General features: G+C 71.5%; 9 protein-coding genes. 3 read left to right on the top strand and 6 right to left on the bottom strand.

Translation table 11 applies throughout. The features are described from left to right. Positions 1 to 144: 144 nt before the first annotated feature. Together ACTVAJ_RS13800 and hflX are read right to left on the bottom strand one after the other, a co-directional pair. Complete coding sequence (locus ACTVAJ_RS13800; RefSeq protein WP_470388529.1) at positions 145 to 1353, bottom strand: amidohydrolase family protein; 1209 nt, start codon at positions 1351 to 1353, stop codon at positions 145 to 147. A 371-nt stretch (positions 1354 to 1724) separates the two neighbouring features. Next, positions 1725 to 3257 (bottom strand): GTPase HflX, encoded by a 1533-nt coding sequence (gene hflX, locus ACTVAJ_RS13805; protein WP_470388530.1) that lies wholly within the window; start codon positions 3255 to 3257, stop codon positions 1725 to 1727. A 337-nt stretch (positions 3258 to 3594) separates the two neighbouring features. Between hflX and aceB the strand changes: the two genes are divergently transcribed. The 3 genes from aceB to ACTVAJ_RS13820 all read left to right on the top strand — a co-directional run bounded on the left by aceB (position 3595) and on the right by ACTVAJ_RS13820 (position 8049). After that, entirely contained in the window at positions 3595 to 5199 is a 1605-nt protein-coding gene (gene aceB, locus ACTVAJ_RS13810) for a malate synthase A (protein ID WP_470388531.1), read from the top strand. 112 nt (positions 5200 to 5311) lie between these two features. Continuing rightward, a complete protein-coding gene (locus ACTVAJ_RS13815) occupies positions 5312 to 6775 on the top strand; it encodes an FAD-binding oxidoreductase (protein WP_470388532.1) in 1464 nt (487 codons plus the stop codon). Between the two features lie 14 nt (positions 6776 to 6789). Next, positions 6790 to 8049: an FAD-binding oxidoreductase gene (locus ACTVAJ_RS13820; RefSeq protein WP_470388533.1), complete on the top strand. Its 1260-nt coding sequence runs from the start codon at positions 6790 to 6792 to the stop codon at positions 8047 to 8049. A gap of 15 nt (positions 8050 to 8064) precedes the next feature. Here the strand turns inward: ACTVAJ_RS13820 and ACTVAJ_RS13825 are convergent, their stop codons facing one another. The 4 genes from ACTVAJ_RS13825 to ACTVAJ_RS13840 form a co-directional block, all read right to left on the bottom strand. Then, positions 8065 to 8667, bottom strand: coding sequence for a GNAT family N-acetyltransferase (locus ACTVAJ_RS13825; RefSeq protein ID WP_470388534.1), 603 nt, complete (start codon positions 8665 to 8667; stop codon positions 8065 to 8067). Between the two features lie 111 nt (positions 8668 to 8778). Beyond that, on the bottom strand, positions 8779 to 9603 hold the full coding sequence (gene dapF / locus ACTVAJ_RS13830; protein ID WP_470388535.1) for a diaminopimelate epimerase: 825 nt from the start codon (positions 9601 to 9603) through the stop codon (positions 8779 to 8781). A gap of 82 nt (positions 9604 to 9685) precedes the next feature. Further along, on the bottom strand, positions 9686 to 10684 hold the full coding sequence (locus ACTVAJ_RS13835) for an enediyne biosynthesis protein UnbU (RefSeq protein ID WP_470388536.1): 999 nt from the start codon (positions 10682 to 10684) through the stop codon (positions 9686 to 9688). Continuing rightward, positions 10681 to 12582 carry an FG-GAP repeat domain-containing protein gene (locus tag ACTVAJ_RS13840; RefSeq protein ID WP_470388537.1) on the bottom strand — a complete coding sequence of 634 codons (1902 nt, stop codon included), beginning with the start codon at positions 12580 to 12582 and terminating at the stop codon, positions 10681 to 10683. The genes ACTVAJ_RS13835 and ACTVAJ_RS13840 overlap by 4 nt, the downstream gene beginning before the upstream one ends. Positions 12583 to 13088 lie beyond the last annotated feature (506 nt).

The raw sequence follows: 13088 nt of genomic DNA on the forward strand, positions 1-13088 counted from the left end.
ACGAAGAGGGAGGAACCGCGCCGCAGGCGTCCGTTGAGGGCGGTGGCGGGTGACGAAGAGGGAGGAACCGCGCCGCAGGCGTCCGTTGAGGGCGGTGGCGGGTGACGGGTGGGAGTGACACCCAAGACCCGGGTCAGACTCCGCTCAGTGAATCGTCCGTCCGCCCTGCCACACCCGCAGGGTGTTCAGGCCCATCGACCACGCGAAGGCGCCCTCGTGGTCGGCGTCCCACTGCACGAGGTCGGCGAGGGAGCCGGGGGTGAGCGTACCCCGGTCGGCCAGGCCGAGCGCCCGCGCTCCACCCGACGTCGCCGCGTTGAGCGCCTCCTGGACGGTCATCCCGAACAGGGCGACCGCCAGGGAGATGACCAGCGGCATCGACGTCGCCCCCGACTGGCCCGGGTTGTGGTCGGTTCCCAGACCCACCGGCACACCGTGGTCGAGGAGCGTGCGCACGGGCGGGGTGCGGCGCTCGTGCAGTGACGTGGTGGGGCAGGCGACCACCGGGGTGCGCGTGGCCGCCAGCGCGAGGATGTCCTCCTCGTTGGTCTCGTGCAGCAGGTCCACCGAGGAACAGCCCAGGTCGGCAGCCATCCGCACGGCGCCGTGCCGGGGCCGGGAGCAGGCGTGCAGGGTGGTGCGCAGCCCCACGGACTGGCCCACGCCGAGCAGCATACGCGCGTCGTCGGTGGTGAACTGCTGGTTGTCGCAGTACACGTCGACTCCGTCGGCCCCCGCCATGGCGGCGTCGCTGAGCCATGACGCGGCCGTGCTCACGTAGTCCCTGGGGCGGCCGAAGAACTCGGGCGGGACCCCGTGCGCCGGGAAGAACGTGACGTGCAGGCGCGGCATCCCGGGCTCCTCCTCCAGGGAGCGCAGCAGGCGCACGTCGGCGAGTTCCCCGTCCCGGGTCAGGTGGTAGCCGGTCTTGGCCTCCACCGTGGTGGTGCCCGTGATCACCCAGTGGCGGAGCCGTTCGCGCACCGCGTTGCACAGGGTCCAGGGGTCGGTTCCGCGCGTGATGGTCACCGTGGTGGACACCCCGCCGCCCGCGGCGAAGATGTCCCCCTTGGAGGCGCCCTTGGCCCACATGTTGACCTCGGCGTACCGGTCACCCGCGTACACCGGGTGGCAGTGCGCGTCGACCAGTCCGGGGGTGATGAGGCCGCCGCCGATGTTCACGACGTCGTCGACGTCGGTCAGGTCGTCGAACACGCCGGGGATGCGCTGCGGAAGGTCGGCCGCGGGGCCGACCCAGGCCACCCGGTCGCCGTTGATCAGGAGGGCAGCCTTGGTCAGCAGCTCGTTCCCGGTCCACAGCCGACCGATGTTGGTGAGGAGTACCAGCGTCATGGGTTCGCGTCCGCCGGTCAGATCCGCCGGTGGGGGCTGGCGACACGGTCGTGGGGTACACGGGCGGACATGGCGACCTCGTATCTGGAGCGATCCGACTGAGCCGGTGGGCGGCGGAGCCGCCGGGGCCGTGTCAGCGGTAGGGGTCTCGACCGTCGGAGGGGACAGCGGCCGCTGACGGCCGGTGATCCAAAACCGTAGTCCATTCCCGGACCCCCTGTACACCTCCCCGAGGGACGAATGCGAGCGTTTCCCGGCAATACTCGCGAGTCGTGATGGTGACGCACGCCACCACGGCACACGACGGCCGGGGCGCCCTCTCGGTGCGCCCCGGCCGGTTCACGTCGCCTCGACGTGGCGGGCCCGTGCCCCTACGCCGTGCTGGGCGCGTACTCCCCCAGCTTGGCGGCGAGCAGTTCGGGCACGAACGCGTGCAGCCGCGTGCCCTCCCCGGTGTGCTCCTCGCTGAGGACGCGGCCCTCCGTGTAGGCCTTGGCCACCAGGTCACCGCGCGAGTAGGGCACCAGCGCGTGTACCTCGTGCGCCAGCTCGGGCAGTGCCTCGGCGAGCGCCGTGACGAGCCCGGCGATGCCCTCACCGGTGCGCGCCGACACCTCGACGACGTCGGGGTAGCGGGTCCGCAGCACCTTGAGTACGTCGGGGTCGGCGGCGTCGACCTTGTTGACCACGATGAGTTCGGGGACGTCGGTCGCGTCGATCTCGGAGAAGACCTCGTGGACCGCCCTGATCTGTTCCTCGGGGTCCGGGTGCGAACCGTCGACCACGTGCAGGACCAGGTCGGAGTCGGCGACCTCCTCCAGCGTGGACCGGAAGGCCTCCACCAGCTGGTGCGGCAGGTGCCGGACGAACCCGACGGTGTCGCTCAGGGTGAAGCCGCGGCCGTCGGGCGTGCGGGCCTGGCGGACGGTCGGGTCCAGGGTGGCGAACAGGGCGTTCTCCACCAGCACCCCGGCCCCGGTCAGCCGGTTGAGCAGGCTCGACTTGCCCGCGTTGGTGTATCCGGCGATCGCCACCGACGGGATCGCGCGGGTACGCCGGACGTCGCGCTTGACGTCGCGGGCGGTACGCATGTGCGCGAGCTGCCTGCGCAGCTTGGCCATCTTGTCGTTGATGCGCCGCCGGTCGGTCTCGATCTTGGTCTCACCGGGTCCGCGCAGACCCACACCGCCGCCGGAGCCGCTGCCGGAGCCGCCCGCCTGCCGGGACAGCGAGTCACCCCAACCGCGCAGTCGCGGCAGGAGGTAGTTGAGCTGGGCGAGTTCGACCTGTGCCTTGCCCTCGCTGCTGCGCGCGTGCTGGGCGAAGATGTCCAGGATGAGCGCGGTGCGGTCGATGACCTTGACCTTGACGACGTCCTCCAGCTGACGCAGCTGGCCGGGGGTGAGCTCTCCGTCGCAGATGACGGTGTCGGCCCCGGTGGCCTCGACGATGTCGCGCAGCTCGGCTGCCTTGCCCTTGCCGATGTAGGTGGCCGGGTCCGGCTTGGGGCGGCGCTGGGTCAGCCCCTCCAGGACGAGCGCCCCGGCGGTCTCGGCCAGAGCCGCGAGTTCGGTGAGCGAGTTGTCCGCGTCGGTCTGGGTCCCGCTGGTCCACACTCCGATGAGGACGACGCGCTCCAGACGCAGGGTCCGGTACTCGACCTCGGTGACGTCGGTGAGTTCGGTGGACAGCCCCTGGACCCGGCGCAGCGCGTGGCGCTCGGCGAGTTCCATCTGGCCCTGGTCGGGCGTGTCCGCCGGTGCGGTGCCGCGATCACCGCCGGTCGCGTCCGGCGAGACGGTCGGGCCGTCCTCGACCCCGGTGGTGATCGGCTCGCGAAGCGCGTCCTCGACGGGGGTGGTGTGCCCGGCCGAAGCGCCTTCGCGGTTGTCAGAAGTATTCATATCCCTCCAGGTGGGTCAACGTCCTGGCCGTCGCGGATCTTCCCGCCCTCGGGGCAGCGGCGACCGTGACTCGATGGTCGCACCCCGGCCGCGTCCAGGCACGTGATTATCCCAGGCGTCCTGGGGCGACGCCCCAGTCCAGGGAGTGAGATGAAGCCAACACATCGGATGCGATACTGAAGAAATGCCGAAGTTGCCGGGAGAAGTTTCCTGAACCTTCACATAGGTGCAAGTTTTCTCGACCTGCGGCACACGCCGCGCGTTGACCGCTCGACATCAAGATAGTAGCTTCTTTTCCACATACCAGAAGCTTGTTTCGTATTGCGGAAGGTTATCCATGGGCGCCACGCACGGGGTCGAGATCACGGGCCCCCTCCACGACCGTTTCGACCAGATCCTCACGGACGAGGCCCTCGCCCTCGTCGCCGAGCTGCACCGGACCTTCGAGGGACGCCGCCAGGAGCTCCTCGCCGCCCGGAAGACGCGCCAGGAGCAGATCTCGGCCGGAGCGGACCTCGACTTCCTCCCGGAGACCAAGCACATCCGCGAGGACGACAGCTGGAAGGTCGCCGACCCCGCTCCCGGCATCACGGACCGGCGGGTCGAGATCACCGGCCCCACCGACCGCAAGATGACCATCAACGCGCTCAACTCCGGCGCGAAGGTCTGGCTGGCCGACTTCGAGGACGCCAACACCCCGCTGTGGGAGAACATGATCGGCGGGCAGCTCAACCTGCGCGACGCCCTCGACCGCCAGATCGACTTCACCTCCCCCCAGGGCAAGAGCTACGCCCTCAGGGAGGACTCCGAGCTCGCCACGATCGTGGTCCGCCCGCGCGGCTGGCACCTGGACGAGAAGCACGTCCTGGTCGACGGCCAGCGGACCAGCGGCGGCATCGTCGACTTCGCCCTCTACTTCTTCCACTGCGCCCAGCGCCAGCTGGACAAGGGCAAGGGCCCGTACTTCTACCTGCCGAAGATGCAGAGCCACCTCGAGGCCCGCCTCTGGAACGACATCTTCGTCCTCGCCCAGGAGCGTCTCGGCATCCCGCGCGGGACCATCCGCGCCACCTGCCTCATCGAGACCATTCCCGCCGCGTTCGAGATGGAGGAGATCCTCTACGAGCTGCGCGAGCACTCCGCGGGTCTGAACGCGGGCCGCTGGGACTACCTGTTCAGCATCATCAAGACGCACCGCACCCGCGGCCGCAGCTTCCTGCTGCCCGAGCGCAACGCGGTCACCATGACCGCCCCGTTCATGCGCGCCTACACCGAGCTGCTGGTCAAGACCTGCCACAAGCGCGGCGCGCACGCCATCGGCGGCATGGCGGCCTTCATCCCGTCCCGCAAGGACGCCGAGGTCAACAAGGTCGCCTTCGCCAAGGTCCGGGACGACAAGTCCCGCGAGTCCGGCGACGGCTTCGACGGCTCCTGGGTCGCCCACCCCGACCTGGTCCCCGTCGCCAAGGAGATCTTCGACGGCGTCCTGGGCGAGCGCCCCAACCAGATCGACAAGCAGCGGCCCGAGGTCGAGGTCTCGGCCGCCGACCTGCTGGCGGTCGACCGGACCGAGGGCGGCGTCACCCTCACCGGTCTGCGCAACAACATCAACGTCGCGCTCCAGTACCTGGCCACGTGGATGGGCGGCAACGGCGCGGTGGCGATCCACAACCTCATGGAGGACGCCGCGACCGCCGAGATCTCCCGCTCCCAGATCTGGCAGTGGCTGCACAACGACGTCACCCTCGACGACGGCCCCAAGGTCACCGCCGAGCTCGTCAAGCAGATCATCGACGAGGAGCTCACCGCGATCCGCGGCGCCCTCGGCGACGCCTTCGACGAGGCCCTCTACCAGCAGGCCAGTGAGCTGTTCGCCGAGGTCGCCCTCGCCGACGACTACGTCGACTTCCTCACCCTGCCCGCCTACGAGCGCATGCCGTAGCCGACCCCGGCCGGCCCCTCCCGCGGGAGGAGACACCCGCACGGCGCCCCTTGCCCCGGCGAGGGGCGCCGTCGTACGTTGCGATCAACACGCCGCGACGACGGGGGCGCCCATGTCCGAGGCCCTGACCTCCCTCATCCCACGGCTCCGCGAGATCTGCGGAACCGACGGGGTGCTCACCGACACCGAGGACCGCCGGGAGTACGACCACGACGGCCTCACCCACCGGCGGTCGCTGCCCGGGGTCGTCGTCCTGCCGACCACCACCGGGCAGGTCGCCGCCGTCGTCCGCCTGTGCGCCGAGACCGGTGTCCCCTTCGTCCCGCGCGGCGCCGGAACCGGCCTGAGCGGCGGCGCCCTCCCCCACCGCGAGGGCGTCCTGCTCACCACCGCGCGGATGCGCCGCGTGGTGGAGATCGACATCGCCAACGAGTGCGCCGTCGTCGAGCCCGGTGTCCCCAACCTCGACATCACCACCCTGGCCACGCCGCACGGCTACTACTACGCCCCGGACCCCTCCAGCCAGGCGGTGTGCTCGGTCGGCGGCAACGTCGCCGAGAACTCCGGCGGCGCGCACTGCCTCAAGTACGGGTTCACCGCCACACACGTGCGCGGCCTGGAACTGGTCACCCCCGAGGGCGAGGTGGTGCGTCTGGGCGGCAAGGCCCCCGACGCACCCGGCTACGACCTGGTCCGGGCGGTCGTCGGCTCCGAGGGCACCCTGGGCATCGTCACCGAGGTCACCGTCGGACTGACCCGGCTGCCCGAGCGGACCGTGACCCTGCTGGCGGCCTTCGACTCCCTCGACGCCGGCGGCGCCGCGGTCGGCGCGATCGTCTCCTCGGGCGTACTCCCCTCGGCCATCGAGATGATGGACGCCCTGTCCATCGAGGCGGTCAAGGCCGTCGTCGACTGCGACTACCCCGCCGACGCCACCGCCGTGCTCATCGTCGAACTCGACGGCCCCGCGGCGGACGTGGACGCCCACCTCGCCGAGGTGGTGGAGCTGTGCACGGCCCACGGGGCGCGACGGACCCGCACCGCGAGCGAGGGGGACGAGCGGGACCGGATCTGGGCCGGGCGCAAGGCGGCCTTCGACGCCGTGGGCCGGATGAGCCCCGCCTACATCGTGCAGGACGGGGTGGTCCCCCGCACGGCCCTGCCCGACGTCCTGCGCCGCATCGCCGCGCTGTCCGCCGAGACCGGCATCCGCGTGGCCAACGTCTTCCACGCCGGTGACGGCAACCTGCACCCCCTGGTCATGTTCGACGACGCCGACCCCGACGGCTACCGGCGCGCGGAGGAGGTGTCCGCCGCCATCCTGGAGATCTGCGTGGAGTACGGCGGGTCCATCACCGGTGAACACGGCGTGGGCACGGACAAGGCGTGCTCGATGCCGCGTATGTACTCCCCCGACGACCTCGACACCTTCGACCGCTTCCGGCGGGCCTTCGACCCGCGGGGAATCGCCAACCCGGACAAACTCCTGCCCACCCCGCGCCTGTGCGGTGAGCGGCCCGGGGTACGCAGGGGTGTGCACCCGCTGGTGGAGTCGGGCCGGGCGACACAGTTCTGACCCTGAGGAGCCAAGTGCGGCCAGCCCGACCGACCTTTGACACCGCCGAACCGTCCGCGCTCGCGGAGCTGACCGCGACCGGATCCGAGCCCCGGCCGGGAACGCCCGACGACGCCGTCGGCGACACGGTCCCCGCGCTGGTCGTGCGTCCCCCGGACGAGGCCGCCGCGGCCCGTGTGATGGCGACGGCCGACCGACACGGACTGAGCGCGGTGTTCCGGGGCGGGGGCACCGCACTGGACTGGGGCGCTCCGCCCCGGTCGGCCGACCTGCTCGTGGACACCACCGCCCTGACCGGTATGGGGCACACCGCCGACGACCTGGTGGTGACCGTCGGCGCCGGAACTCCCGTGTCGGAACTGACGGACGTGCTGGCGGCGGCCGGACAGCGGCTGTCGGCCGACCCCGTCCGCGCGGGCGGCACGGTGGGCGGCATGGTCGCCACGGGGGTGTGCGGACCGCGCCGCCTGCTGTACGGGGCACTGCGGGACCTGGTCATCGGTATGACCGTGGTGCGTGCCGACGGCGTCCTCACCCGCACCGGGGGCCGGGTCGTGAAGAACGTGGCCGGGTACGATCTGGCCAAACTGCACACGGGCGCTCTGGGCACGCTGGGCCTGACCACGTCGGTGACCTTCCGTCTGCACCCGGCTCCGCCCGCCCTGCGGGTGGTGTCCGCCGCCGTCCCGTCCCGGGCGCACGGAGAGCGCGTGGTGGCGGCGCTGCGCGCGAGGGCGGTGGTGCCCTCGGCGGTGGCCCTGGACTGGCCGTCGGACGGCCCCTCGTCGCTGCACGTGGTCCTGGAGGGGATGCCCGACGGGATGGCGGCCCGGGTCGACGGGGTCCGCGCCGCCCTGGGAGCCGGGGCCCGGGTCTCGGACCGGTTGCCGGAGGGGTGGGGGCTGGTCCCCGAGCGGGGAACGCTCGCGTTCCTGTCGTGTCCGCCCGCCGAGACGGTCGCCGCGGCGGCGCGGGTGGGCGAACTGGCCGGTGCCGTCGGCGCGGAGGTGGGCGTCCGCGGATCGGTGCCCAGCGGAGCGCTCCACGCCGCCTTCCCCCCGGGGACGGGGGCCGCCGCGGTCACCGAGGTCGCCCGGGGCGTACGTGCGCGGGCGGGGTGGTCCCTCACCCTGACCCGCGCCGAACCCCACGTGCACGCGGCCGGGGCCGACCTCTGGGGCGAGGTTCCCGGTCTGCCGCTGATGCGGTCGGTCAAGGACGCCCTGGACCCCGGGCACCGGTTGGCCCCCGGGCGGTTCGTCGGGGGTATCTGAGCCGGGCCGGACCGCTCAGGCGGGGTCCCTGCGCATGCACCAGGTGCGGGGGCCGCCGTCGGGGAGTACGACCTCGGCGGTGACCGTGAAACCGAGCCGTTCGTAGAAGCGCACGTTGCGCTCGCTGGAGGTCTCCAGGAACGCCGGGAACCCGGCGCGCTCCGCCGCCTCGATGCCGGGGGCCAGGACCGCGCCGCCGAGCCCCCGTCCCTGGACCTCGGGGGCGACACCGACCGTGTTGAGGAACCAGACCGGTTCACTCGGGCGGTGGGGGCCGAGTGCCCCCTCCGCGGACTCGAAGGCGGCCGCCCGGTCGCCGATGAGTTCGCCGAGCCGCGCGCCGATCTCCGCGAAGGCGGGTGAGGGGTCCCGCTCGGGGGTGGCCCAGACCGCGACGGCGCGGCCCCCGTCGGCGACCCACACCCGGCCGTACACCATCCCGACGCGGGTCAGGCAGAGTTCCTGGAAACTCCGGATCCGCCTCCCGTGGTCGTCCGCGGCGATCACGTGCCGGGTGAAGGGGTAGTCGGCGAAGGCCCCGGTGAGGGTCTCGACGGCGGCGGGGACATCGGTTTCGGTGATGGGGCGTGCGGCGGGGGTGTTCCTGGCGTTCTGCATACCGGCGCAACGAGCGCCCTGGAGACCGGGTTCCCGCAACGGCCCGGCAGGACGCGGATCACACCGTGACGGTCACGGTGGCCGAAGAGGCGCGCCCCCGCGCGTGCGGGGTCAGACCAGGGAGGTCTCCCCCTCGGCCACGATGGCGGCGGGACCGCTCAGGCGCGCGCCGTCGGCGTCGAGGAACACGACGCACTCACCGCCGGGGACCCGCACGGTCCACGTGGCGCCCTCCCCCTCCGGGGTGGCGGCGGCCGCGGTGGCGACGATCCCCGTGCCGCACGAACGGGTCTCCCCCGAGCCCCGCTCGTACACGCGCATCTCCAGCACACCCGGCGCGACCTCGGTGTACACCTCCACGTTGGCCCCCTGCGGGAACGCCTCGGCGTCCAGCTCCGGCGCCCGGGTGAGGTCGATCCCGGCGACCGGACCGTCGACCTCGCAGGCCAGGTGCGGATTGCCGACGGAGATCTGCGCCCCGTGCACGACACCGCCGGCGAGCTTGGCGGAGGAGGTTCCCTGCAGCTCCACCCGGCCCATGTCCACGGTGACACCGCCGTCGGGCCCGACCCGCACCTCCTTGGCCCCGTCGCGGGTGCCCACCTCGAAGCGGTCGCGGTCGACGAGCCCGGTGTGCAGGAGGTAGCGCGCGAACACCCGCACCCCGTTGCCGCACATCTCGGCGACGGTGCCGTCGGAGTTGCGGTAGTCCATGAACCACTCGCACCGCTCGGCGGTTCGGGCCGCCGGGGCGAGGGCCTCACCGAGGGCGCGCGTGCGCACCACGCGCAGGACGCCGTCGGCGCCGATCCCCGCCCGGCGGTCGCACAGCAGGCGGACGGTGTCCTCCGTGAGGTCGAGCTCCCCGTCGGGGTCGGGGAGGATCACGAAGTCGTTCTCTGTTCCGTGGCCCTTGGCGAATCGCATGCCGCCCATCCTAGAGCCCCTGACGTGGGTGCCGTCCGGCTCCGACCCCCGTTCGGGTCACCGGACGGCACCCTGCCCGGGTCGGCCCCTCCTACACCGGAGCCGCCCCGCCCGTGCGTTCACCGGGGGCGGTCGGAGCGCCCGTGCGGGAGAACCAGGGGGCGCACACCAGGACCACACCCCGCAGGAGGCAGGTGATGACGAGGGCGAAGAAGAGCCCGAAGACGACGTGGAAACTGACCAGGACGCCGTACACCAGGGCCGTGGTGAGGCCGAAGACCATCTGGTTGCGCGGCCGGTTCGGAGTCGTCCCCGGGTCGGTGATCATGTAGTTGGTGAACAGGATGAAGGCCACCCCGGTCAGTGGTGCCAGTGCCGCCACGAGCATGTGGTCGAGGATCAGCCACCGCAGCACCGCCTGGAGGGCGAAGCCGCCCACCCAGGCGAGGATGAGCGGCCACCGCTTGGTGAGGTTGACGTTGAGCATGGTCCCGGCCATGAGGATCCCGAGCGGGATCAGCCAGTCCACGGAGCCGAAGGTGTCGTTCGTGAAGTGGTACGGCGGCGCGATCCCCACCCACGGGAAGAGCAGCAGCGTCACCGCGATCCCGAGGTTGGAGGGGTTGAGGAAGTGCCGCTTGCGCCCGTTGACGGTGATGCGCAGGAGGTACTTGTTGCTCACCGCGATGGCCACGGCGAACAGGTACGGCCACATCGAGGTGTTGCCCCACAGGAGCATCGCGCAGGCCAGGCCCGCGATGTGGGTCGGCAGCAGGTAGTCGACCAGCTTGCCGAATCCGCCCACGTACCCGGGCGTCCGGTTCGCGGCCCGGGCGTCCAGGGTCTCCAGGGCGAGGTCGAGCGTGTAGCCGAACAGCAGGGCCAGGATGGGCGTGACGGGTGACTGCTCGAAGCCCAGGAACAGGTGCCCCACGATGTTGAACACGGTGATGGAGGTGGCGAACATGCGCAGCGCCTTCAGGCGCCGGTCCACCGGCGGTTTCGGGGTCGGTTCGGAGGTGGTGGGCGTCCCCGCCGGCTCCCCCTCGGCACCGGTGGCGGGACCGCCGTCGGATCTGGTGACAGTCATCGGACAACCGCCGTTCCGTCGTCGTTGAGGAGGATCGTCTGGGTTCCGGGCTCGACCACCAGCTCGGTGGTGTGGGTCCCGCCCGCGCCGTCCCGCCAGGTGAGGGTGACCGGGAGGTCGCCCTCCGGAGCCGCCAGATGGACGATGGAGTCGGAGGCCCCCACGTGGCCGTTGGCCGGGAAGAGCTGGCGGATCTGCGGGGGGTGCCCCTCGTCGTCCACCACGACCGAGGCTCCGATCGCCGGGGTGGGCGCGCCGTCGGCCGCCCCCGGCCGCACCAGGCGGAGCACGACGCCCGGTGCCGCGTCGGGCGCCTCGTTCAGCAGCAGGCGCGAGTCCTCCCACTGGTTGGCGACCACGGCGTCCAGGAGCCCGTCACCGTTGACGTCGCCGAAGGAGAAGGCGCGGGTGACGTCGTTCTCGGCGATCCCCAGCGGCTCGGCCAGGTCGTCGTAGACGCCGTCCGCGTTCCGCACCCAGAACGGGTTGGACTCGTGCCCGGACAGGTCGTCGCCCTCGGCGAAGGTGGGCCAGACCCAGGGGTACCTGAGCAGCTGGTCGTTGCCCATGGCGATCTCCTGCAGTTCCGGCCAGCGCGTGTTCTCGCCCTGGAGGAATCCGGTCGCCTGGAACAGCTCCTCCGTGCCGTCGTTGTCGAAGTCGCCCGCCTTGACGTCCCAGGACCAGCCGCTGCGCGCCAGCCCCAACTCCTCACTGGTCTCGTCGAAGGGCACGGAGCCCTCCAGCAGGTCGGCGCCCTCCCCGTCGGGGACGAAGGCGAAGTTGCTCTCGTGCAGCGCGTAGGGGCTGGTGATGTTGCTGACGACCATCATCGGCAGGTCCTGGCCGTCCACGTAGGTGAAGGCGATACCCATGCCCTTGAACGACCCGTTGCCCAGGACCTGGGACTTGGGGGTGGTCATGTCCCGCTCGCCCTCGACCAGCTCCAGCCGGACGTCCCCGGGGGTGGAGGTGTTGACGAGGAGGTTGTCGTTGCCGAAGTCGTTGCCCAGGTAGATGTCGGGCAGGCCGTTGCCGGACAGGTCCTGGAAGCCGATCGCCAGGGTCCACGCGGTCATCACCCGCTCCGGGAGCGCGGTGGTGGCGTCCGTGACGGTCGGCGGGGCGTCGGCCTCGCCGGTCGGCTCGGTGCGCAGGACGCGGTTGCGGCCGGCGTTGGTGGCCAGCCCCATGCTCTGCTGCATCTCCATGCGCGTCTCGTCGTGCGCCTCGGGGTCCAGGACGCGGGCACCGTCCGGGAAGTAGTTGCCGACCAGGACGTCGAGCCCGCCGTCGCCGTCGATGTCGGCCACGTTCAGGGCGGTCGTGTTCCAGACCTGCATCGGCTGCACGAACTCGTGGGCGGTGAAGTTCCCTGCCGCGGGGACCGCCCCGGGTTCGGCCGTGTTCAGGAACAGAACGGGTGAGCGGCCCCAGTAGTAGACGATGACGTCCTGGTCGCCGTCCTCGTCCATGTCGGCGGGGACGCAGCCCATCGGGGCCATGGTGTGGTCGTAGGGCAGGCCGTCGGGCAGCAGTTCGACCACGGGGTAGTCGTCCTGCCCGCTGCCCGGGACATTGCGCAGGGTCACGCTGTCGTCGCGGGGATCGACCAGGCAGGCGTCCGAGGACGTGCCCAGTCCGCGCAGGTCGAGGAGGGCGCCGCCCGCACCGACCGAGGAGATCCATCCCCGGAAGTGGTCCAGGGCGGGTGCCACGACCCGCTCGTATCGGGCGTCGTCGGGTTCGGAGTTCAGGGCGAGCGCCTCGAAGGCGAAGGGCGCGGCCCGCTCCGCCTGTTCCTGCTCGCTCGCGGAGGGGCGGACGGTGAAGGCGCCGAGGGCGCCTATGAGCGCCAGAGCCAGCGCCACCGTCGCGACGCGGTACATCAGCCGCATTCGGAGCTCCTTGGAGGCGGGTGGTCCGGCCACCCGTCGGTTTCAGGACGCTTTTCAGGTTCGCCTTCATCCCCCGCACAGCTCCATATCCATTCTTGCGAAGACGACGGAGGAATATCGCAATCGAGAAGTCGCACCACGAACCGTTCCGGTGCGATGTTCCGATGACGCCCCCGCAGCTCGGCGGGCATTTCCTGAAAAATTCGAATGACCACATCAGAACAAAGGAAAGAACATGGCACAGGAATTTTCCGCACCCCTGGAACAAAAGTGCGGAACCGAACGGAAGAGGCCTCCGCGGAGAACGGCGCGAGCGCCTGGAGGGCTCCTCCGGCCGCTCGTGCCCCGGCCCGGAGCCCCGGGAGGAGGGGGAGGTCCGACACCGGCCCCACCAGAGAACCGGGGCTCCGGTCCCACCGGAGAACCGGTGGGACCGGAGCCCCGGCGCGGTGCTCAGCCCTTGAGCGGACTGGTCTGGTGGACGAGCAGCCTCCAGTCGCCGTCCT

Source organism: Nocardiopsis sp. KDC1DS13DA1 (assembly GCF_055632325.1).

Bases quoted from the DNA above. Each gene is read 5' to 3' on its own strand.
- ACTVAJ_RS13800 (WP_470388529.1), bottom strand. From the start codon at position 1,353: ATGACGCTGGTACTCCTCACCAACATCGGTCGGCTGTGGACCGGGAAC.
- hflX (WP_470388530.1), bottom strand. From the start codon at position 3,257: ATGAATACTTCTGACAACCGCGAAGGCGCTTCGGCCGGGCACACCACC.
- aceB (WP_470388531.1), top strand. From the start codon at position 3,595: ATGGGCGCCACGCACGGGGTCGAGATCACGGGCCCCCTCCACGACCGT.
- ACTVAJ_RS13815 (WP_470388532.1), top strand. From the start codon at position 5,312: ATGTCCGAGGCCCTGACCTCCCTCATCCCACGGCTCCGCGAGATCTGC.
- ACTVAJ_RS13825 (WP_470388534.1), bottom strand. From the start codon at position 8,667: ATGCAGAACGCCAGGAACACCCCCGCCGCACGCCCCATCACCGAAACC.
- dapF (WP_470388535.1), bottom strand. From the start codon at position 9,603: ATGGGCGGCATGCGATTCGCCAAGGGCCACGGAACAGAGAACGACTTC.
- ACTVAJ_RS13835 (WP_470388536.1), bottom strand. From the start codon at position 10,684: ATGACTGTCACCAGATCCGACGGCGGTCCCGCCACCGGTGCCGAGGGG.
- ACTVAJ_RS13840 (WP_470388537.1), bottom strand. From the start codon at position 12,582: ATGCGGCTGATGTACCGCGTCGCGACGGTGGCGCTGGCTCTGGCGCTC.